At 72.3% G+C, this 19,914-nt stretch carries 19 protein-coding genes; 10 read left to right on the forward strand and 9 right to left on the reverse strand.

What is annotated here, in order from left to right; genetic code table 11:
• Positions 1–7: 7 nt before the first annotated feature.
• Complete coding sequence (hemB, locus tag ACFWW8_RS32255; protein WP_386534665.1) at positions 8–1,009, forward strand: porphobilinogen synthase; 1,002 nt, start codon at positions 8–10, stop codon at positions 1,007–1,009.
• A 79-nt stretch (positions 1,010–1,088) separates the two neighbouring features.
• Positions 1,089–1,361, forward strand: a complete 273-nt coding sequence (locus ACFWW8_RS32260; protein ID WP_384129636.1) for a DUF1876 domain-containing protein — start codon at positions 1,089–1,091, stop codon at positions 1,359–1,361.
• A gap of 73 nt (positions 1,362–1,434) precedes the next feature.
• Here ACFWW8_RS32260 and ACFWW8_RS32265 read toward each other — a convergent pair whose 3' ends face one another.
• Positions 1,435–2,178 (reverse strand): ABC transporter permease, encoded by a 744-nt coding sequence (locus ACFWW8_RS32265; protein ID WP_386534739.1) that lies wholly within the window; start codon positions 2,176–2,178, stop codon positions 1,435–1,437.
• A 65-nt stretch (positions 2,179–2,243) separates the two neighbouring features.
• Positions 2,244–3,170: an ATP-binding cassette domain-containing protein gene (locus tag ACFWW8_RS32270; protein WP_386534668.1), complete on the reverse strand. Its 927-nt coding sequence runs from the start codon at positions 3,168–3,170 to the stop codon at positions 2,244–2,246.
• A gap of 105 nt (positions 3,171–3,275) precedes the next feature.
• Between ACFWW8_RS32270 and ACFWW8_RS32275 the strand changes: the two genes are divergently transcribed.
• Positions 3,276–4,037: a TetR/AcrR family transcriptional regulator gene (locus ACFWW8_RS32275; protein WP_386534671.1), complete on the forward strand. Its 762-nt coding sequence runs from the start codon at positions 3,276–3,278 to the stop codon at positions 4,035–4,037.
• Here ACFWW8_RS32275 and ACFWW8_RS32280 read toward each other — a convergent pair.
• Positions 4,018–4,260, reverse strand: coding sequence for a DUF397 domain-containing protein (locus ACFWW8_RS32280; protein ID WP_386534674.1), 243 nt, complete (start codon positions 4,258–4,260; stop codon positions 4,018–4,020). The two genes, ACFWW8_RS32275 and ACFWW8_RS32280, sit on opposite strands and share 20 nt — an antisense overlap.
• Entirely contained in the window at positions 4,257–5,081 is an 825-nt protein-coding gene (locus ACFWW8_RS32285; protein ID WP_386534677.1) for a helix-turn-helix domain-containing protein, read from the reverse strand. Before ACFWW8_RS32285 ends, ACFWW8_RS32280 begins: the two co-directional genes overlap by 4 nt.
• Positions 5,082–5,194: 113 nt before the next feature.
• On the opposite strand from ACFWW8_RS32285, the gene ACFWW8_RS32290 reads away from it, so the two are divergent.
• From ACFWW8_RS32290 to ACFWW8_RS32305, 4 genes are all read left to right on the forward strand, one after another.
• Positions 5,195–5,653, forward strand: coding sequence for an ATP-binding protein (locus ACFWW8_RS32290; protein ID WP_386534679.1), 459 nt, complete (start codon positions 5,195–5,197; stop codon positions 5,651–5,653).
• Between the two features lie 123 nt (positions 5,654–5,776).
• Complete coding sequence (locus ACFWW8_RS32295; protein ID WP_386534682.1) at positions 5,777–7,399, forward strand: peptidoglycan-binding protein; 1,623 nt, start codon at positions 5,777–5,779, stop codon at positions 7,397–7,399.
• Complete coding sequence (locus ACFWW8_RS32300) at positions 7,396–8,127, forward strand: ABC transporter ATP-binding protein (RefSeq protein WP_386534685.1); 732 nt, start codon at positions 7,396–7,398, stop codon at positions 8,125–8,127. The genes ACFWW8_RS32295 and ACFWW8_RS32300 overlap by 4 nt, the downstream gene beginning before the upstream one ends.
• Positions 8,124–9,392, forward strand: a complete 1,269-nt coding sequence (locus ACFWW8_RS32305) for an ABC transporter permease (protein ID WP_386534687.1) — start codon at positions 8,124–8,126, stop codon at positions 9,390–9,392. The genes ACFWW8_RS32300 and ACFWW8_RS32305 overlap by 4 nt, the downstream gene beginning before the upstream one ends.
• A gap of 62 nt (positions 9,393–9,454) precedes the next feature.
• Here ACFWW8_RS32305 and ACFWW8_RS32310 read toward each other — a convergent pair whose 3' ends face one another.
• Both ACFWW8_RS32310 and argS read right to left on the reverse strand, forming a co-directional pair.
• Positions 9,455–10,252, reverse strand: a complete 798-nt coding sequence (locus ACFWW8_RS32310) for a VOC family protein (protein ID WP_386534742.1) — start codon at positions 10,250–10,252, stop codon at positions 9,455–9,457.
• A 161-nt stretch (positions 10,253–10,413) separates the two neighbouring features.
• Complete coding sequence (gene argS, locus ACFWW8_RS32315; RefSeq protein WP_386534690.1) at positions 10,414–12,183, reverse strand: arginine--tRNA ligase; 1,770 nt, start codon at positions 12,181–12,183, stop codon at positions 10,414–10,416.
• Between the two features lie 141 nt (positions 12,184–12,324).
• Between argS and lysS the strand changes: the two genes are divergently transcribed.
• On the forward strand, positions 12,325–14,088 hold the full coding sequence (lysS, locus tag ACFWW8_RS32320; RefSeq protein WP_386534693.1) for a lysine--tRNA ligase: 1,764 nt from the start codon (positions 12,325–12,327) through the stop codon (positions 14,086–14,088).
• Positions 14,089–14,182: 94 nt separating this feature from the next.
• On the opposite strand, the gene ACFWW8_RS32325 is transcribed toward lysS, so the two are convergent.
• From ACFWW8_RS32325 to ACFWW8_RS32335, 3 genes are all read right to left on the reverse strand, one after another.
• The gene (locus ACFWW8_RS32325; RefSeq protein ID WP_386534695.1) at positions 14,183–15,595 is read right to left on the reverse strand and encodes a DUF2637 domain-containing protein; all 1,413 of its coding nucleotides are present in this window, start codon (positions 15,593–15,595) and stop codon (positions 14,183–14,185) included.
• A 204-nt stretch (positions 15,596–15,799) separates the two neighbouring features.
• Positions 15,800–16,579, reverse strand: coding sequence for a DUF3558 domain-containing protein (locus ACFWW8_RS32330; RefSeq protein WP_386534698.1), 780 nt, complete (start codon positions 16,577–16,579; stop codon positions 15,800–15,802).
• A gap of 114 nt (positions 16,580–16,693) precedes the next feature.
• On the reverse strand, positions 16,694–17,581 hold the full coding sequence (locus tag ACFWW8_RS32335) for a DUF3558 domain-containing protein (RefSeq protein WP_386534701.1): 888 nt from the start codon (positions 17,579–17,581) through the stop codon (positions 16,694–16,696).
• 200 nt (positions 17,582–17,781) lie between these two features.
• Between ACFWW8_RS32335 and ACFWW8_RS32340 the strand changes: the two genes are divergently transcribed.
• Together ACFWW8_RS32340 and ACFWW8_RS32345 are read left to right on the forward strand one after the other, a co-directional pair.
• Entirely contained in the window at positions 17,782–18,975 is a 1,194-nt protein-coding gene (locus ACFWW8_RS32340; protein WP_386534703.1) for an RtcB family protein, read from the forward strand.
• A gap of 159 nt (positions 18,976–19,134) precedes the next feature.
• Entirely contained in the window at positions 19,135–19,866 is a 732-nt protein-coding gene (locus ACFWW8_RS32345) for a polysaccharide deacetylase family protein (RefSeq protein ID WP_386534705.1), read from the forward strand.
• Positions 19,867–19,914: the final 48 nt, after the last annotated feature.

Consider the following 19,914-nt stretch of genomic DNA (forward strand, 5'->3'; position numbering starts at 1 on the left):
ACTGACTATGAGCGCGTACGGATCCTTCCCCGGCTCCCGGCCCCGCCGGCTGCGCACCACCCCGGCGATGCGGCGGATGGTCGCGGAGAACCGGCTGCACCCCTCGGACCTGATTCTGCCGGCGTTCGTACGGGAGGGCATCAGCGAGCCCCTGGCGATCTCGGCGATGCCGGGCGTGGTCCAGCACACGCGCGACACGCTGCGCAAGGCCGCCGCGGAGGCGGTCGCGGCGGGCGTCTCGGGGATCATGCTGTTCGGCGTCCCGGCGGACGAGAACAAGGACGCGCGGGGCACGGCGGGCACCGAGCCGGACGGGATCCTGCAGCTCGCGATCCGCGACGTGCGGTCCGAGGTCGGCGACGACCTGGTGATCATGTCGGACCTGTGCCTGGACGAGTACACCGACCACGGGCACTGCGGGGTCCTGGACGAGCACGGGCGCGTCGACAACGACGCGACGCTGGAGCGGTACGCGGAGATGGCGCAGGTCCAGGCCGACGCGGGCGTCCACATGGTGGGGCCGAGCGGGATGATGGACGGCCAGGTCGGGGTGGTCCGCGACGCGCTGGACGAGACGGGGCACGAGGACGTGTCGATCCTGGCGTACACGGTGAAGTACTCGTCCGCCTTCTACGGGCCGTTCCGCGAGGCCGTGGGCTCCTCGCTCCAGGGGGACCGCAAGACGTACCAGCAGGACCCGGCGAACGCGCGGGAGTCGCTGCGGGAGCTGGCGCTGGACCTGGAGGAGGGCGCCGACATGGTGATGGTCAAGCCGGCCGGCCCCTACCTGGACGTCCTCTACCGGGTGGCGCAGGCGGTGGACGTGCCGGTGTCCGCCTACCAGATCAGCGGCGAGTTCGCGATGATCGAGGCGGCGGCCGAGAAGGGCTGGATCGAGCGCGACCGGGCCATCCTGGAGAGCCTGCTGGGCATCAAGCGGGCGGGCGCGGACACGATCCTGACGTACTGGGCGACCGAGGTCGCGGGCTGGCTCCGCGACGCCCGCTGACCGGCGGCCGGGCCCGCTCGCGGGGCGGGGCGGCGGGGCGCACGCTGGGGGGAGGGCGAGCCCCTGGAGGTGGTGCACCGTGTCCACACTCGTCGGTTGGCACGTGGAGCTCGAATTCACCGAGGAGGGCCACCGCACGGGTGCGGCGGCCCTGGTCAGGCTCGGGGACGGCTCCGAGATGAGGGCGCGCGGCTACGCCATGCGCCATCCGTCCGACCCGGAGCAGCTGAGGGTCGGGGAGGAGATCGCGGGTGCCCGGGCGCTGATGGACCTGGCGTCGCAGATGCTGCAGAAGGCCCACGCCGAGATCGACCAGGCGACCGGGCGGCACTCCCATCCGCTGAACCGCTGAACCGCTGAACCGCTGAACCGCTGAACCGCTGAACCGCGGGCCGGCTCCCACCCCCGTGGGGAGCCGGCGCCGCTCAGCGGGTGCGGCGGGCGAACAGGGCCGCGGAGAGCGCCACGGCCGCTGCCGTGATGCCCGCGCACCAGGCCAGCGCGACCCAGGGCGCGTCCCCGGCGGGCCGGTCCAGGAGCAGGGCGCGCAGGGACTCGATGACCGGGGTCAGCGGCTGGTGGTCGGCGAAGCCGTGGAGCCAGCCGGGCATGGTGTCGATGGGGACGAACGCGCTGGACGGGTACGGCAGGAACATCATCAGGAAGGTGAAGCCGCCGGCCGCCTCGGGCGAGTCGGCGAGCAGGCCGAGCGCCGCCGCCAGCCACGAGATCGCGGTGATGTACGCGAACAGCAGCCCGGCGGCCGCGAGGTAGCCGAGGGGGCCGGCCTGCGGCCGGAATCCGATGGCGAGGGCGACGGCGAGGACCAGGGCGGTGGACAGCAGGTTCCGGGCGACGGACGCGGTGACGTGCCCGGCCAGGATGGGGACGCCGCCGACGTCGAGGGAGCGGAGGCGGTCGATGACGCCGTCCTTCATGTCCTGGCTGACGCTGACGGCGGTGCTCGCGGCGCCGAAGCCCGCGCACAGCAGCATCGCGCCGGGGACGACGTACGTCACGTACGCGGTGCCGGTGTCGATGGCGCCGCCGAAGAAGTACACGAAGATCAGCATCAGCATCACCGGCAGCATCAGGGCGGTGACCAGCACGTCCGGCTGGCGGCGGCTGATGCGCAGGCTGCGTCCGGCCAGGGTGACGGCGGAGGACAGGGCGGACGTCGGGGCGGATGCCGGGGCGGAGGTCGGCGCGGAGGGGGTCACAGTGGTCACGGTGGTCACGGAGCGGCTCCCGTCAGGGTGAGGAACACGTCGTCGAGGGTGGCGCCGCGGATCGTGAAGCGGTCGATGCCGGTGCCGTCGGGGTCGAGTTCGTCGAGCAGGGCCCGTACGTGGGCGGCGCTCCCGTCGGTGGGCAGGCCGAGGGTGAGCGCGTCGGGGGCCAGGTGGACGGCGCGGCCGGCCAGGGCCTCGTAGGCGGACCGGCTCGTCAGGGTCAGGTCGAGGCGGTGGCCCGCCACGCGGGACTTGAGCGCGGCCGGGGTGCCCTCGGCGGCGATGCGTCCGGCCGCCAGGACGGCGACGCGGTCGGCGAGCTGGTCGGCCTCCTCCAGGTACTGCGTGGTGAGCAGCACGGTGGTGCCCTCGTCGCGCAGTTCCCGTACGAGGTCCCAGAGGTCCTGGCGGCTGCGCGGGTCGAGTCCGGCGGTCGGCTCGTCCAGGAAGATCACCTCCGGCCGGGAGACGAGGCCGGCGGCGAGGTCCAGGCGCCGGCGCATGCCGCCCGAGTACGTCTTGGCCGTGCGGTCGGCGGCCCCGGAGAGCTCGAAGCGGTCCAGGAGCTCGTCGGCGCGGGTCCGGGCGGCGCGGGCGGAGAGTCCCCGCAGCCGGGCCGTCATGCGGAGCATCTCGGCGCCGGTCTGGAGGTCGTCGACGGCGGCGAACTGCCCGATGAGGCTGATGGAGCGGCGTACGAGGCTCCGCTCGGCGGCGGTGTCGCGGCCCGCGACGCGCGCGGTGCCGGAGTCGGGCTCGGTGAGGGTGGCCAGGATGCGGACGGTGGTGGTCTTCCCGGCGCCGTTGGGGCCGAGCAGGGCCAGGACGCTACCGCGCGGGACGGCGAGGTCGATGCCGTCGAGGACGCGGAGGGCGCCGTACGACTTGACGAGGGCGGAGGCCTGAATACCGAGGTCGTTCGTGGTCATCGCGGGACCACGCTCCCTTCTGCGTATGGGTTACGCGCTTCTGTGTAAGTAATACACAGAACTAGGATGTGGGTCAATCGACCACTGGCGGAGGGAGGGACGGCGATGACGGACGCGGAGGACGGCACCGGGCTCCCGGCGAGCCTGGAAATGGCCTGGGGCCTGCGGGAACGCCCGGGGAAGGGCCCGCGCCCCACGCTCACGCTCACCCGGATCGTGGACGCGGCTGTGGCGCTCGCCGCGGCGGAGGGCGTGGACGCCGTCTCCATGGGCCGGGTCGCCAAGGAGCTGGGCGTCTCGACGATGTCCCTCTACCGGTACGTCACGGCGAAGGAAGAGCTGTACATCCTGATGGCGGACGTCGGGGTCGGCGCCCCGCCGCCGGTCCCCCCGGAGGTGCGGGACGGGGGCTGGCGGGAACTGCTGTCGCACTGGGCGTTCGCGCAGCGGGCGGTCCTGATGGCCAACGCGTGGATCCTGCGCATCCCGATCACCGGCGCCCCGGTCAGCCCCAACCAGCTCGCCTGGATGGAACGCGGGCTCGCGGCGCTGGCCGGCACGGGCCTGGACGAGGGCGAGAAGATCTCGACGATCATCCTGGTCGGCGGCCTCGTGCGGAACGAGGCCGTCATGGCCGCCGACATGATGGACGCCATCGTGAAGTCCGGCGTCTCACCGGCCCTGGCGATGGACCGGTACGTGCGCACGCTACGGCTGATGACCGGCCCGGACACCCACCCGGCCGTGACGCGGCTGCTGGACTCCGACGCGTTCGCGGGCTCCGGCGAACCGGACTTCCAGTTCCGCTACGGCCTGGACCGCATCCTGGACGGGCTGGAGGGCCGGATCAACGGGTCCACTCTGTGAAGGTGGCCCACGCGGCGGGGGCCAGGTCCAGGACGGGCCCCCCGCTGACCTTGCTGTCCCGGACGTGGACGGTCCCCGCGCAGCGGGCCACCTCGACGCACTGGCCGCCATCGCTGCCGCTGTAGGAGGACTTTCGCCAGGTCGTGGCGAACTCGACGCAGGCGTCGCCCTCTTCGCCGCTGTAGCTGGACTTGAACCACTTGAGTGCGGTCGTGGCGCTCATGTCTCTCCTAGCAGACGGTCCAACAGACCCTTGGAATGCTCGGTGTTGAGGGCCTGGGTTCGCAGCATCGCATACCTTCGCGCGAGGATGCTGACCTCGTCTCCGTGCGAGATGAGCTGGCTGCCGCGCTGGCTCTCCGCGTAGCCGAGGTACTGGTGGTCCGGCGTTTCCAGAATGGTGAACGGCCCGTCGAGGGCCGCGTGTGAGCTACAGCCCAAGGGCATGACCTGGAGGCTCACGTCCGGTAGATCGGCGCAGGTGCGCAGGTGGGTCAGCTGCTCCGCATGCACCTCGTCACCGCCGATCCGGTCGCGCAGAACCGCTTCCCAGACGACGAAGCTGAGCGTCGGCGGTGTGGGACGGTTCAGGATCTCCTGGCGTGCGATGCGCGATGCCGTCAGGGCCTCGATCTCCGACTCCGGGTGGGCCGGGATGCGGCAGCCGAACACCGCTCGTGCGTAGCTCTCCTTCTGGAGTAGCCCCGGCACGACCTGGTTGTCGAACCAGGAGATCGTGATGGCAGTGTGCTCCAGATCCATGTACTCCTCCGCCCACGGCGGGATGGTGTCCACCAGCGGCATTTCATTGGCCGCCACCGCCAGGAGCCCCGGCAGGCCCAGGTGGCGGTCCATCAGCTCCGCGACGTTCGGCATGAGGGCGCGGCGGCCCTGCTCGATCGAGGCGATGGTCTCGGCGTCCAGGCGGACGAGTTCGCCGAGCTGCTTCTGGGTCAGGTTCTTGGCGATGCGGGCGGCGGCCAGCTGCGCGCCGACCATCTTCATGGTCGTCGCGTTCGGCCGTGTGCGCTTCCTCGGTGGCATGACTGCGAACTCCCCACCCGTGTACGTGCATGACCCCGCGCGGACCCGTACTCATCGAGGAGTACGGGTCGGTGCTCGGCACCACGCTAGTCACTGCGCGCGACCATCGCTCCGTGAATCCCCACCTTCAGGCGGCCCTCGTGCGCGAGCGGCTCTACCTCCGCTCACCCCAAAGCGTCGCAGCTGCGCGCCAGTTCACACGTGACACCTTGCACGCCTGGGGGGTCGCCGACCGGCACGACGACGTGTTGCTCTGCGTGAGCGAGCTGGCCACCAACGCGCTGCGGTACGGCGTCCCGCGCGGCCGCGGCTACCTGCTCCGGCTGCTCGCCTTCGGGGGCGCCGTACGGATCGAGGTGCACGACAGCGGGCCCGGACGGTCGCGGATGGCGGCCCGCCCGCCCGGTGGGGAGGGCGGGCGGGGGCTGGTGATCGTCGAGGCGCTGGCCGAGGAGTGGGGGGTGCTGCCGCGTGCGCCGGGGAAAGTCGTCTGGTGCGACATCCGGCTCGGGCGGGGAGGCGGGCGGACTGACGCTCGGCCGGGTGGCTCCGCCAGGGGTTCCGCTGGATGAACGGTGCTGCGCACCGGGAAGTCGACCGTGTGTCGGGAGTGGCTCACAACTGTCCCTGCGCACAGGGTGATTGCGGGCGTTGACTTAGGGTGTCGGTCATACAAGCTGCTTGGGAGGCCTGCTGTGCCATCTCGACGGGCCCGATCCGCGGCCGTCAAGGAGACCGACTCCCGGACCGGGGACCTGGCGACGGCAGGGCCGGTGGAGGCGGTCGAGGGGGCCGGGGTTTCCGCGGGCATGTCCCGGCGGCGGGCCTGGGTGGGGGTCGTGGCGGCGGGCGCGGTGCTGCTCTCCGGCGCCGGGGTCGCGGCCTCGCAGGTGATCAAGTCTCCGGCGCAGACCGCGGCCGAGGCGGGGCCGCCGCCTCTGGACGTCCTCGTCGCCCGGGTCGAGAAGCGCGTCCTGCGGGACACCGTCATCGTGCGCGGAACGGTCACCTCGGCCCAGTCGGTCCAGGTCACCCCGACGGCCGCGGGCGGGGAGGGCGCCGCCGCCCCCGTGGTCACCAAGGTGGCCGTACGTCAGGGCGACGCCGTCGACGCGGGCAGGATGCTCCTGGAGGTGTCCGGGCGCCCGGTCTTCGCGCTGCCCGGCGCCCTGCCGGTGTACCGGGATCTCAAGCCCGGGGCCACCGGCGACGACGTGAAACAGCTCCAGAAGGCGCTGTCCGGGCTCGGTCACGGCACGGGCTCCGACCGGACCGGCACCTTCGGCGCCGGTACGAAGGCGGCGCTGAGCTCCTTCTACCGCTCGATCGGCTACGACCCGCTGCCCGCCGTCGCCGACCGCGGCGAGGCGGTCAGGGCCGCCGAGGATGCGGTCACCTCCGGCGAGCGCGCCCTGGAGGACGCCCGGTCCGCCGCGACCGCGACCGCCGCCGCCGGTACGGCGGCCCCCGCGGGCCCCGGTGCCGCGCCGCCCGGCCCGGGCGCCAAGGGCTCCGGGACGGCCAGAGGCTCCGGACAGGACGCCGCCCGCACGGTCAACCGCGCCGCGGAGGACCTGCGCAAGTCCCGCGAACGCCTCGCCGAGGCCCGCGCGGCGGCCGGGCCGATGCTGCCGGCCGGCGAGGTCGTCTTCCTGGAGTCGTTCCCCGCGCGGGCCGACTCGGTCGCCGTCCGCCCCGGGTCTCCCGTGAGCGGCGTCGCGCTGTCGCTGTCCGCGGGGGCGCTGGTCGTGCGCGGGCAGCTCCAGGACCACCAGAGGGGCCTGGTCCGGCCCGGCCAGAAGGTCGAGATCCTCTCCGAGGTCAGCGGGCTCACGGCGGCGGCCGAAGTGCTGTCGGTCGCGGACGCCCCGCAGCCCGCCCAGCGCGCCGCGCCGAACGCCGGGTCGGGCGGCGGTCAGGGGCAGGGGCAGCAGGCCCCCGCCCCGGGCGGGCCGGCCGGGTACGAGATGCTCGTACGCCCGCTCGCGCCGCTGGACACCAAGCTCGTCGGCCAGGACGTACGGCTCACCGTGGAGGCCGCGGCGACGGACGGCGACGCGCTCGTGGTCCCCGTGTCCGCGGTGTCCGCCGGAGCCGACGGCCGCACCACCGTCACCGTCGTGGACGGTACGGGCATCCAGCGCCGGGTCGAGGTCCGGCCCGGCACCACCGGCGACGGCTACGTGGAGGTCCGCCCCACCGGCGACGGGATCCTGACCGACGGGGACGCGGTGGTCACCGGCGTCAACCCGGGCACCGCGAAGGGCGCGGGCAAGGCAACCCGCGCCCCCGGGGCCAAGGGCGGCGGCGGGTCATGAGCGCGGCCGCACCTCGATCACAGCCCCAACCCCCGCCCCCCGTGATCGAGTTCCGGCGGGCTGGCCTGACCTACCCGGGGCCGCCGCCGGTAGCCGCCCTCCAACCGTGCGACCTCACCATCCGGCGCGGCGAGTTCGTCACCGTCGTCGGCCCCTCGGGCTCCGGCAAGTCGACCTTCCTCAACATCGCCGGCCTGCTCGACGCGCCGACCGAGGGCCGCTACCTCCTCGACGGCATCGACACCGGCTCGCTCGGCGACCACGACCGGACGGCCCTGCGCGGCCGCCGCATCGGATTCGTCTTCCAGTCCTTCCACCTCCTGCCCCACCGCTCGGCCCTGGAGAACGTCGCCCTCGCCATGCTGTACAACGGCGTGCCCCGCAGGGAACGCACCGGCCGCGCCCGCGAGGCGCTCGTACGCGTCGGACTCGGGCACCGCCTCGCCGCGGTCCCCTCCCGGCTGTCCGGCGGCGAACGGCAACGGGTCGCCATCGCCCGCGCGCTGGTCGCCCGGCCGTCCCTGCTGCTGTGCGACGAACCCACCGGAAACCTCGACTCGGCCAACGCCGCCACCGTCCTGGCCCTGCTGGACGAACTCCACGCCGACGGGATGACCGTGCTCGTCATCACCCACGACCAGGAGGTCGCCGCGCACGGCGGCCGGACCGTCGCGATCCGCGACGGCGTACTGCGTGACGGCGTACTGCGCGCACAGGCACCCGCGTGAGGTGGCGCCGGCCCCGTACGGCCGCCCGGGTCGAGCCGGCCGTACGGGTCGAGCCCTCACGCTTCGCCGTCCGCGACACCCTCTCCGAGTCCCTCGCGGGGATCCTCCAGCGCCCGGCCCGCTCGGCGCTCACCGCACTGGGGACGGTGCTCGGCGTCGGCACCTTCGTCGCCGTCCTCGGCCTGACCGCCACGACCTCGTCCCAGATCGACAGCCGCTTCAACCTGCTGACCGCGACCGAGGTGACCGTCGAGGACGTGGCCCGCGAGCAGAACCCCTTCGCCGGCCCCGGCTTCCCGGCGGACGCCGACCTCCGCGTCGAACGCCTGGGCGGGGTCCGGCACGCGGGCGTGTTCCACACGGTCCGCCTCGACCCGGCCACGGACGCCGTACGCGCCGCACCCGTCGGCGGCGCCGCGGGCGGCGGCGAGCGCACGGACGTGGTCGCGGCCTCACCGGGCGCGCTGCTCGCCGCCGTTCCCCGGCTGTCCCAGGGGCGCCTCTACGACGCGTACCACTCCGGGACCCGGCAGCGCGTGGCCGTCCTCGGCTCGGGGGCCGCCGCCCGCCTCGGCATCACCACCCTGGAGACCCGGCCGGCCGTCTTCATCGGCGCCGAACCGTTCACCGTGATCGGGATCATCGAGGACGTGGAGCGCAAGGCCGAGCTCCTGCTGTCGGTCGCGGTACCCCGTACGACCGCGGAGGAGATCTGGGGCGCCCCCGACGGCGGCGGCACCACCATGCTCGTCGCGACGGACGTCGGCGCCGCCCAGCAGGTTGCCCGGCTCGCCCCGACCGCGCTGCGGCCCGACCACCCCGAGTACCTCAGGGCCGTACCGCCGCCCGACCCGCGCACCCTGCGCTCCGGCGTCACCTCGGACCTGGAGCAGCTCTTCCTGGTCCTCGCCGGGATCTGCCTGGTCATCGGAGCCGTCGGCATCGCGAACACCACGCTGGTCGCGGTCCTGGAGCGCACGGGCGAGATCGGGCTGCGGCGGGCGCTGGGGGCGCGGGGGCGCCACATCACCACCCAGTTCCTCGCGGAGTCGGGGGCCCTGGGGGCGCTCGGCGGGCTCGTCGGAACGTCCCTGGGCACGCTCACCGTGGTGGGTGTCGCCGTGGTCCGCGACTGGACCCCCGTCGTGCACCCCGCGACCGTCGCGGCCGCGCCCCTGCTGGGCCTGGTCACGGGGCTCCTGGCGGGGCTCTACCCCGCCTGGCGCGCCGCCCGCATTCAGCCGGCGGAGGCCTTGCGGCGCTGAGGACCGCGTGCGTACGGCGGGCACGGCCCCGGCGGTGCGCCCCGCCGGGGCCGTACCCGTCGTCAGGCGGGCTGCTGACCGACGTTCGCCGTGATGACCGCGAAGGGCGCGCCCTGCGGGTCGGCCAGGACCGCCATGCGGCCGGCCACCATGTCGAAAGCGGGGGCCAGGACGTCGGCGCCGGCCCGGGTGGCCGCGGCCTGGATGGTGTCCACGTCGTCCACGTGGAAGTACGGCAGCCAGTTCGGGGGCGTGCCGGGCGGGAGCTTGCCCAGGTCCATCATCCCGGCCACCGCGCGGCCGCCGACCAGGAACTCCGTGTAGTCCGAGGCGCCCTCCATCTCGGAGGCGGCCGTGCTGACCGGCAGGACGGCGGAGTAGAACGCCGCGGCGGCGCCGGTGTCCCCGGTGGACAGTTCGTTCCAGGTGAGGGCGCCGTGCTCGTTGACGATGCCCGCGCCGTCGAAGCTGCCGGGCTCCCACAGGCCGAAGACGGCGCCGGTGGGGTCGGCGGCGACGGCCATCCGCCCGAGGTCCATCACGTCCATGGGCCCGGCCAGCACCCGGCCTCCGGCATCGGTGGCGGCCCGGACGGCGGTGTCGAGGCCGTCGGTGGACAGGTACGTGGTCCACACGGTCGGCGGCATCGGGTCCGGGACGGAGCCGTCGGGGTTCATCGCCTTCATGATCCCGGCGACGGGCTTGCCCTTGAGGCTGCAGACGGAGTAGCCGCCCTGTTCGGGCGGGCCGATCTCGCCCTGCCAGCCGAAGAGGTCGGAGTAGAAGTCGATGGCCGCCTGCTGGTCGGGGACCATCAGGTCGATCCAGCACGGAGTGCCGGGCTTGTAGGGGCCGTTCATGTCGGCCACGGGGCTCTCCTGTCGGGTGGGGGGTCGGACGGGCCGTCCCCTACCCGGGCCCCACGACCCGAACCGGCCCGTCCGGGTGAACGCGTACGGCCCCGGCAGCAGCTGCCGGGGCCGTACGGTTCCGCGCGGGTCGTGCGGGTCGTGCGGGGGTGTCAGAGCTTCTCGGGGGTGCGGATGCCGAGGAGGGACATGCCCTTGGAGAGGGTGCGGGCCGTCAGGTCGCACAGGAACAGGCGGTTCTCGCCGACGACGAGCTCCGGCTCCGGCTTGATGACGGGGCACTCGGTGTAGAACGTCGTGAACAGCGAGGACAGCTGGTAGAGGTACGCGGCCACCTTGTGCGGGGCGTGGTCGGCGGCCGCCTCCGCGAGCAGCTCGCCGAACTGGTCCAGGTGCAGGCCCAGCGCCCGCTCGGCCGGGGCCAGTTCGAGTTCCGGGTGGGCGGCCGGGGAGCGGTCGCCCGCCTTGCGCAGGATGGACCGGATGCGGGCGTACGCGTACTGGAGGTAGACGGAGGTGTCGCCGTTCAGCGAGACCATCTGGTCCAGGTCGAACTTGTAGTCGCGGGCGGCGGACGTCGACAGGTCGGCGTACTTGACCGCGCCGATGCCCACGTACCGGCCGTTCTCGACGATCTCGTCCTCGGTCAGGCCGACCTTCTCGGCCTTCTCGCGCACGACGGCCGTCGCCCGCTCGACGGCCTCGTCGAGCAGGTCCACCAGCCGCACGGTCTCGCCCTCACGGGTCTTGAACGGCTTGCCGTCCTTGCCGAGGACCGTCCCGAAGGCCAGCTGGACGGCCTTGACCTCGTCGTTCAGCCAGCCGGCACGGCGGGCGGTCTCGAAGACCATCCTGAAGTGGAGGGACTGGCGGGCGTCGACGACGTACAGGAGCGTGGTCGCGTTCAGGCCGCCGACGCGGTCGCGGATCGCGGAGAGGTCGGTCGCGGCGTAGCCGAAGCCGCCGTCGGACTTCTGGACGATCAGCGGGGTCGGGTTGCCGTCCGGGCCCTTGACGTCGTCGAAGAACACGCAGAGCGCGCCGTTGGAGCGGACGGCGACGCCCGACTTCTCCAGCAGCTCGCAGGTCTCCACGAGCATGTCGTTGTAGCCGGACTCGCCGACCACGTCGGGGTCCTGGATGTCCATGTCCAGCTTGTGGAAGACGGAGTAGAAGTAGATCTTCGACTCGTCGACGAACCGCTGCCACAGCGCGAGGGTCTCCGGCTCGCCGGCCTGGAGGTCGACCACGCGGGCGCGGGCGCGCGTCTTGAACTCCTCGTCCGAGTCGAACAGGACGCGCGAGGCCTTGTAGAGGCGGTTCAGGTTGGACATGGCCTCCTCGCCGGAGACCTCCGCGTCCGACTTGTGGTCCAGCTCGTGCGGGTGCTCCAGCAGGTACTGGATGAGCATGCCGAACTGGGTGCCCCAGTCGCCGATGTGGTGGCGGCGGACCACCTTCTCTCCCGTGAACTCCAGGATCTCCACCATCGCGGCGCCGATCACGGCGGAGCGCAGGTGGCCGACGTGCATCTCCTTCGCGACGTTCGGCTGGGCGTAGTCGATCACCGTGGTGCCCGCGTTCTCGGCGAGCGGGACGCCGAGGCGGTCGTCGAGGGCCCGGGCGGCCAGGGTCTCCAGGATCGCCCGGTCGGTGATCGTGATGTTGAGGAAACCGGGGCCGGACACCTCGATCTCCCGGATCAGGTCACCGGTGGGGATCGCCTCGACCACGGTCGTCGCGAGCTCGCGCGGGTTGGCCTTGGCCTTCTTCGCGAGCGCCAGGATGCCGTTGGCCTGGAAGTCGGCCCGGTCGCTTCGTCGCAGCAGCGGATCGGCGGCACCGGCCTCCGGCAGGGCGGAGGCGAGGGCGTCGGCGACGCGCTGGTTGACGGAAGAAGCGAGGGAAGGGACCGAGGCCATGAGCTGCCGTTCCTGTGAGGTGGTGCCGGTGGGTGCACTTGGGTGTTCCGACAAGTGCCGAGTATCCCACGCGGCCGCTGCCGGTTCTTCTGGATATGGGGCCGGGGAGCAACCCCGGAGCGGCCCGATCCGTCTGGGAGAATGGCTGAAGCCAGCATTCGAGTAGAAGGACGTGTCGTGGCTCAGAGCAGCACCGAGACCGACTGGGTCTCCCGTTTCGCGGACGAGGTCATCGCCGAGGCGGAGCGCCGAGCACCCGGCAAACCCATCGTCGTCGCGTCCGGAATCTCACCCTCCGGCCCGATCCACCTGGGCAACCTGCGCGAGGTCATGACCCCGCACCTGGTCGCGGACGAGATCCGCCGCCGGGGCATCGAGGTCAGGCACCTGATCTCCTGGGACGACTACGACCGCTACCGCAAGGTGCCGGCCGGCGTACCGGGCGTCGACGACTCGTGGGGCCAGTACATCGGCCGCCCGCTGACCTCCGTCCCCGCCCCGGCCGGGTCCCCGTACGCCAGCTGGGCCGAGCACTTCAAGGCCGCTCTGATCGGCGCCCTGGACGAGCTGGGCGTCGAGTACGACCCGATCAGCCAGACCGAGCAGTACACCTCCGGCGCGTACCGCGAGCAGGTGCTGCACGCCATGAAGCACCGCGGCGACATCGACGCCGTCCTCGACCAGTACCGCACCAAGCAGAAGCCGGGCGGCAAGAAGCCCCAGCAGAAGCAGGCCGACGCGGCCGAGCTGGAGGCCGCCGAGGGCTCCGGCGCGGCCGCCGAGGACGACGGCAGCACCGGCGAGGGCGGGTACTTCCCGTACAAGCCGTACTGCGGCGAGTGCGGCAAGGACTTCACCAAGGTCACCTCGTACGACGACGAGACGACCGAGATGACCTACGTCTGCACCGAGGACGCGTTCACCGAGACGGTCAAGCTCAGCGAGTTCAACCGCGGCAAGCTCGTCTGGAAGGTCGACTGGCCGATGCGCTGGGCCTTCGAGGGCGTGGTCTTCGAGCCGTCCGGCGTCGACCACTCCTCGCCCGGCTCGTCCTTCCAGGTCGGCGGCCAGATCGTGCACATCTTCGGCGGCGAGCAGCCGATCGGACCGATGTACGCGTTCGTCGGCATCAGCGGCATGGCGAAGATGTCCTCCAGCAAGGGCGGGGTCCCGACCCCGGCCGACGCGCTGCAGATCATGGAGCCGCAGCTGCTGCGCTGGCTGTACGCGCGCCGCCGCCCGAACCAGTCCTTCAAGATCGCCTTCGACCAGGAGATCCAGCGGCTGTACGACGAGTGGGACAAGCTGGAGGCCAAGGTCGCCGACGGCACCGTCCTGCCCGCCGACGCCGCCGCGCACGCCCGCGCCGTGCGCACGGCGGCCGCGGAGCTCCCGCGCACCCCGCGGCCGCTGCCGTACCGGACCCTCGCGTCCGTCGTCGACGTCACCGCCGGGCACGACGAGCAGACCCTGCGCATCCTCACCGACCTGGACCCGACGCAGCCGCTGACCTCGCTCGACGAGGTACGGCCGCGCCTGGACCGCGCCGAGAACTGGATCACCACCCAGGTCCCGGCCGACCAGCGGACCCTCGTGCGCGAGGAGCCCGACACGGAGCTGCTGTCGTCGCTGGACGACGAGGGCCGCGAGTCGCTGCGGCTGCTGCTGGAGGGACTCGACTCGCACTGGTCGCTCGACGGGCTCAGCACGCTCGTCTACGGCGTGCCGAAGGTCATGGCCGGGCTGGAGCCCGACGCCAAGCCGACCCCGGAGCTCAAGGTCGCGCAGCGGACCTTCTTCGCCCTGCTCTACCGGCTCCTCGTGACCCGTGAGACCGGGCCGCGCCTGCCCACGCTGCTGCTGGCGGTGGGCGCCGACCGGGTGCGCAAGCTGCTCGCGGTCTGAGCCCGCCCGGGCTCGCGGTACATGCGGAAGGGCCCGCACCCCTCGGGGTGCGGGCCCTTCCGCATGTCCGTCCGTCGCCGTGAGGCGATCACCGTCAGGCGATGTGCTCGGCCTCGCGGTCCTTGTTGTACCGCAGCTTGAACGCCGGGATCATCCGGCGGAGCAGCGAACCGCTGCGCGGGTGCGTCACGCCGTAACCGTCCGACAGGTGTATGTCGAGCACCTCGGCCGACGGGTAGTCCTGCTTCTCGTCGGACAGCGCGCAGAACACCTTGTACGCGACCTCCGCGAACTCGGCCTCGTCCGGCGTCTCGGGACCCTCCTGCGGTTCCTCCTCCTGGCGCGGAGCCGGGATCGGCGGATCCTGCTGCGCGGGCCGCTCCTCGTCCGGGCCCATAGGGGGCAGGACCGGGGTCGGCTCCAGACCCTCGACGTACTGGGGGTTGTAACCGCCCTCGTACGCCGCCTGCGGAGCCAGCGGCGCCGCGAACCAGGCACTGTTGTGGGCCGCCGGCATGGCCGTCGGGTCCACCGCGAACGGCGGCGGTACGGGGGCGGCGGCAGCGGCCGAGGCGGCCGCCTGCGCGGCGGTCTCCGGGAGCTGCGGCTGGAGCTGCCGGCCCGGCTGGGGTTGCTGGTCCGGCTGGGGCTGCTGATCCGGCTGGGCCTCGCCCTGGGCCTGGTCGGGTGCCGGGGCCGGGGCCGGGGCGGCCGCGGTCTCCAGTGCGTGCGCGGGCGCCGCCGGGACGACCTCCGCGGAGGGGCCGGCCCCCACGGCCGTCAGAGCCGGCGACGCGGCCGGCTGCCGCGCGGGGGACAGCAGCGCCGGATCGATGCCCGCCGCCGCCAGGCCCTCCGGGGCGGTGTTCGCCAGCGGTACGCCGATCCGGGCCAGCCGCAGCGGCATCAGCGCCGCCACCGGGGCCTTGCGCCGCCAGGCGCGCCCGTACCGCGCCTGCAGCCGCGCCTGGTAGATCAGGCGGTCCTGCTCCATGCCGACGGCCTGCTCGTAGGAGCGCAGCTCCCACAGCTTCATGCGGCGCCACAGCTTGAACGTCGGGATCGGGGAGAGCAGCCACCGCGTGATGCGGACGCCCTCCATGTGCCGGTCCGCGGTGATGTCCGCGATCCGGCCCACCGCGTGCCGGGCCGCCTCCACCGTCACCACGAACAGGATCGGGATCACGGCGTGCATCCCGACGCCGAGCGGGTCGGGCCAGGACGCCGCGCCGTTGAAGGCGATCGTCGCCGCCGTCAGCAGCCACGCCGTCTGGCGCAGGAGCGGGAACGGTATCCGCATCCACGTCAGCAGCAGGTCCAGCGCCAGCAGCACACAGATCCCGGCGTCGATGCCGATCGGGAACACCAGCGAGAAGCTGCCGAAGCCCTTCTGCAGGGCCAGCGTGCGCACCGCGGAGTACGAGCCGGCGAATCCGATCCCCGCGATGACGACGGCTCCGGCGACCACGACGCCGATGAGTATCCGGTGCGTACGAGTCAGCTCCATCGCGGCCACCCGCGATCCCCTCCCCTTGTCGAGCACTTACCGACCACTTACCGCGCCTTTACCGAGCGGCGGCAGGCACAGCGTACGGGTGACTGGATGTCAGCGCTCCGGTAGGCCCCGCGCCGGCAGCCCGGGGGTCCCGCGCCGGCGGCCCGGGGGCGTCGGCCGGGCGGAGCGCCGCCGCCGGCCGCGCCGCCGGGACCGCTACTGCTGGGCGGGCGCCGACGGGGACTGCTCCGCCTGCTGCTCCGGTGCCTTCTGCTGGTTGGCCGCGTCGACCGAGGCCACCGTCTCCTTCGCCGCGGTGACGGCGTCCTGCAGCAGCTTCGCCTGGTCCGGGGCGCCGGCGCCCTCGTACGCCGCACCGTTGTAGTCCATCGTGACGACCACGTTCTGCGTGCGGGCCACGATCGTGGTGTTGAAGAAGTCGACGTCCTTCTTCGAGGTGAACACCACCGACGTCCCCTGCTCGCCGATCCCGCCGGCCGGCTCCGCCTTCACGTTCTGCGCGCCCTCGGCCGCCTTCGCGGTCTCGACCTGCTTGTTGTACTGGTCCTCCGCGCGCTTGTTCGCGGAGCCGAGCGAGGCGTGCGAGTCGTAGCGGAAGAGGGAGATCGAGAGCCAGCGGTACTGCGAGCCCTTCAGACCGTCCTCGTCCAGACCGTTCCACGAGCAGCTCGCCCGGCTGGCCAGGTCGTTCGACTTCGTCGCCGCACCGTTCTTGTCCTTGGCCTCCGGCACGAGCGTGCCGATCGTCGCCGCCTGGACCGCCTTGCACGGGTCCGGCAGCGTGGCGTAGGCCGCCTTCTCCAGGGTCGGCGAGGGCTTGGCGCTCGGCTGGGCGGACGCGGAGGACTGGGACTTCTTGCCGTCGTTCGAGCCCGAGGCCTTGCCCGAATCGGACGAACAGCCCGTGACGGTGAGGATCACCGGGACGGCTGCGCAGGCGAGAACGCGGGAGAAGCGCGAGACTGATCGGTGCATGTTTCCTTCAGTACGTTTGTCTGACTTCTTCGGACGGCGGACCGGGGCAACGGTAGCCCGACCCGGCGCTCGTCTGCTGTGCGCGCCGTCACGCCCCACCGCCGCGCGCCCCTCTCACTCGTTCAACCGCTCGGCCAGACTGACCGCCAACTGCCGCGCCCTGTCCTGGGTTTCGGTGCTGGGCGGGACCGCGCCCGGCAGCGACGGCTGCACGCTGTACTCGACGGTGACGATGACATTCGAGGTACGGAACACAATCCGCACCGTGCGCGCCTGCGCCGCCGTCGCCCCGGCGGCACTCAGCTTGTCGTCCAGGAACGCCTCGTTGCCGAGCCCCGCCAGTACGCGGGAGCCCAGCTCGGTGGGGGACGCGCCGGGCGTCGGGCCGGCGGGCGACGCGGGGCTGCCGGCCGGGCTGCCGGACGGTGCCGGGTTCGCGGCCGGCGGCGTCGGGGTCGGCGTCGGCGCGGGATTGCCGGCCGGGCTTCCCGCGGGACTTCCCGTGGGGCTTCCCGTGGGGGCCGGGGCCGGTCCGGGGAAGGGCAGCTTCGCGTCGGTCAGCTGACGGACGAAGACCTGCCGCGCCTTGTCGTCGTCGCTCGCGGTGGCCCGGTCGTACGACACGACGCGCTCGAAGCCGACCGACAGCAGCCGCGTGTCCTCGGCGCTCTGCGCGGTCCACCGGCAGCCGACGCGCCGGTCGCCGTCGTACGAGGCGGCCGCCACTCCCGCGTACAGCTGGTCCCGCTCGGCCGGGGGCAGGCTGTCGGCGGCCGGGAGCATGGCCTTGAGCTGCTTGCCGTCGACGGCCTTGCAGGGCGCGGGCAGGCTTCGGTACTTACCGGGCTGCGCGGGTGCGGCGACGGTGCCGCCGGGCTTGTCGTCGTTCGTGGTCCCCGCGCCGCTCCCGCCCGTGCACCCGGTGAGGCCGGTGACGCCGGCCGCGAGCGCGGTCAGCATGGCGATGCCCGGCAGGAGTTCCCGTACCGACTTGCGCTGCACGTCCCATGGCTCCCTTCGACCGACGGTCGTCCCGAGGACCCCGACGGTCAGGAAAATACGTTGCCGCGCTTCGGGCGCGGGTGGACACAATGTCTATCGCACACGCTGGTGCCGGCGCCGGTTCCCTGTCGTATATGGGATCAAGAGCGAGGTTTTTGCGTATTCAGACTTTTCTGTGGTTTTCGGGGGATTGAGGCGTTATGTCGTACGTAGAGGTGCCCGGGGCGAAGGTTCCGATCCGGATGTGGACCGACCCCGCGTCGGTCGAGGACAGCGCGATGCAGCAGCTCCGCAACGTCGCCACCCTTCCGTGGATCAAGGGCCTGGCCGTCATGCCGGACGTCCACTACGGCAAGGGTGCGACGGTCGGCTCGGTCATCGCGATGAAGGACGCGGTCTGTCCGGCGGCGGTGGGCGTGGACATCGGATGCGGCATGTCGGCGGTCAAGACGTCCCTGACGGCGAACGACCTGCCGGGGGACCTGTCGGGCCTGCGGTCGAAGATCGAGCGGGCGATCCCGGTGGGGGCGGGCCTGCACAGGGAGGCCGTGGACCCGTCGCGCCTGTACGGCTTTTCGGCGGACGGGTACGACAACCTGTGGCAGCGCTTCGACTACCTCACGGATGCGGTCAAATTCCGTCACGAACGCGCCATGAAGCAGATCGGAACGCTCGGATCCGGAAATCATTTTGTCGAGTTCTGTCTCGATGAGGGTGGTGCGGTGTGGTTGATGCTGCACTCCGGCTCCCGGAACATCGGCAACGAGCTCGCGGCGCACCACATCGAGGTGGCCCGGGGGCTTGAGCACAACCAGAACCTCGTCGACCGGGACCTCGCGGTCTTCCTCGCGGCGACGCCCGAGATGGACGCATACCGCAACGACCTCTTCTGGGCGCAGGAGTACGCGAAGTACAACCGCGCCGCGATGATGAGCCTCTTCAAGGAGGTCGTCCGCAAGGAGTTCCGGAAGGCGAAGGTGTCCTTCGACCCGGAGATCAGCTGCCATCACAACTACGTGTCGGAAGAGCGCTACGACGGCATGGACCTGCTGGTCACCCGCAAGGGCGCGATCCGCGCCGGCAGCGGTGACTACGGGATCATCCCGGGCTCGATGGGCACGGGCTCGTACATCGTGAAGGGGCTCGGCAACGAGAAGTCCTTCAACTCGGCCTCGCACGGGGCGGGCCGGAAGATGAGCCGGACGGCGGCGAAGAAGCGGTTCTCGGCGAAGGACCTGGCGGAACAGACCAAGGGCGTCGAATGCCGCAAGGACTCGGGCGTCGTGGACGAGATCCCGGGCGCGTACAAGTCGATCGAGCAGGTCATCGACCAGCAGACCGATCTGGTGCAGGTCGTGGCCAAGCTGAAGCAGGTCATCTGCGTCAAGGGCTGAGGCCGGAGGTGGATGGTGAAACGGGGAGGCCCGGACCGGGACGGTCCGGGCCTCCCCGTCTACTCGTCAACTGGGCCGCGCCGCATGGGAGTTGGTTGGTACGGAAAGTGGGTGCCGGGGGATTGACGGGGGGAGTTGGTCTAGACCAAGGTGTGCCGCATGGGGAGATCTCGCGTGCTTCTGGCCGCGCTCGCGTCGTTGTCGCTCGCCCTCGGGGCCGCCGGATCCGCTCAGGCGGGGGCCGGGGAGGGGGACGGTCCGGCGGGGAGCGCCGAGGCGGACGGGGGCGGGCGGCCCGGGGTGGGGCTGCCGCCGGTCGTGTCGCACGTACCGACGCAGGAGAAGGTCGTCTTCATCACGATCGACGACGGCTGGAACCACGATCCGGAGGCAGCCCGGATCCTGCTGGAGAAGCGGGTGCCGGCATCCCTGTTCCTGCTGCCGGGAGCGACCGCGTACGACACGGAGTACTTCACCGCTCTCACCGGGCAGGGGCGGGTGACCGTCGAGAACCACACCGTCAACCACCCGGACCTGACCGCGCTCGACGCGACCGGCAAGGACGCCGAGGTGTGCGGGGCGGGGGAGCAGCTGGAGGCGGCCTTCGGCAGGCAGCCGAAGCTGCTGCGGCCGCCGTACGGGGTCCTGAACGACGACGTGCGGCTCGCGGCGAAGGCGTGCGGGGTGAAGGCGGTGATCACCTGGACGCACGACTTCACCACCTGGAGCGGGACTCCGGCGACGCCGCAGCTCAAGAGCGGCGACATCGTGCTGCTGCACTTCACTCCGACGCTGGCCGCGGACCTGCGGCGGGCGCTGGACGCGGCGAAGGCCGCCGGGCTGAAGCCGGCGGCCCTCATGCCGCACCTGAAGGCGGCCGGTCTGGTCTGAGCCCGGCCGAGCCGAGCCGAGGTGAGCCGAGCTGAGCCACGATGGCCG

The sequence above is a fragment of the Streptomyces sp. NPDC058701 genome (genome assembly GCF_042715295.1).
In the GTDB taxonomy this organism is placed as follows: domain Bacteria; phylum Actinomycetota; class Actinomycetes; order Streptomycetales; family Streptomycetaceae; genus Streptomyces.

Bases quoted from the DNA above. Each gene is read 5' to 3' on its own strand.
- ACFWW8_RS32310 (WP_386534742.1), bottom strand. From the start codon at position 10,252: ATGAACGGCCCCTACAAGCCCGGCACTCCGTGCTGGATCGACCTGATG.
- ACFWW8_RS32330 (WP_386534698.1), bottom strand. From the start codon at position 16,579: ATGCACCGATCAGTCTCGCGCTTCTCCCGCGTTCTCGCCTGCGCAGCC.
- argS (WP_386534690.1), bottom strand. From the start codon at position 12,183: ATGGCCTCGGTCCCTTCCCTCGCTTCTTCCGTCAACCAGCGCGTCGCC.
- ACFWW8_RS32285 (WP_386534677.1), bottom strand. From the start codon at position 5,081: ATGCCACCGAGGAAGCGCACACGGCCGAACGCGACGACCATGAAGATG.
- ACFWW8_RS32275 (WP_386534671.1), top strand. From the start codon at position 3,276: ATGACGGACGCGGAGGACGGCACCGGGCTCCCGGCGAGCCTGGAAATG.
- hemB (WP_386534665.1), top strand. From the start codon at position 8: ATGAGCGCGTACGGATCCTTCCCCGGCTCCCGGCCCCGCCGGCTGCGC.
- ACFWW8_RS32340 (WP_386534703.1), top strand. From the start codon at position 17,782: ATGTCGTACGTAGAGGTGCCCGGGGCGAAGGTTCCGATCCGGATGTGG.
- ACFWW8_RS32300 (WP_386534685.1), top strand. From the start codon at position 7,396: ATGAGCGCGGCCGCACCTCGATCACAGCCCCAACCCCCGCCCCCCGTG.
- lysS (WP_386534693.1), top strand. From the start codon at position 12,325: ATGGCTGAAGCCAGCATTCGAGTAGAAGGACGTGTCGTGGCTCAGAGC.
- ACFWW8_RS32270 (WP_386534668.1), bottom strand. From the start codon at position 3,170: ATGACCACGAACGACCTCGGTATTCAGGCCTCCGCCCTCGTCAAGTCG.
- ACFWW8_RS32345 (WP_386534705.1), top strand. From the start codon at position 19,135: ATGGGGAGATCTCGCGTGCTTCTGGCCGCGCTCGCGTCGTTGTCGCTC.
- ACFWW8_RS32325 (WP_386534695.1), bottom strand. From the start codon at position 15,595: ATGGAGCTGACTCGTACGCACCGGATACTCATCGGCGTCGTGGTCGCC.
- ACFWW8_RS32280 (WP_386534674.1), bottom strand. From the start codon at position 4,260: ATGAGCGCCACGACCGCACTCAAGTGGTTCAAGTCCAGCTACAGCGGC.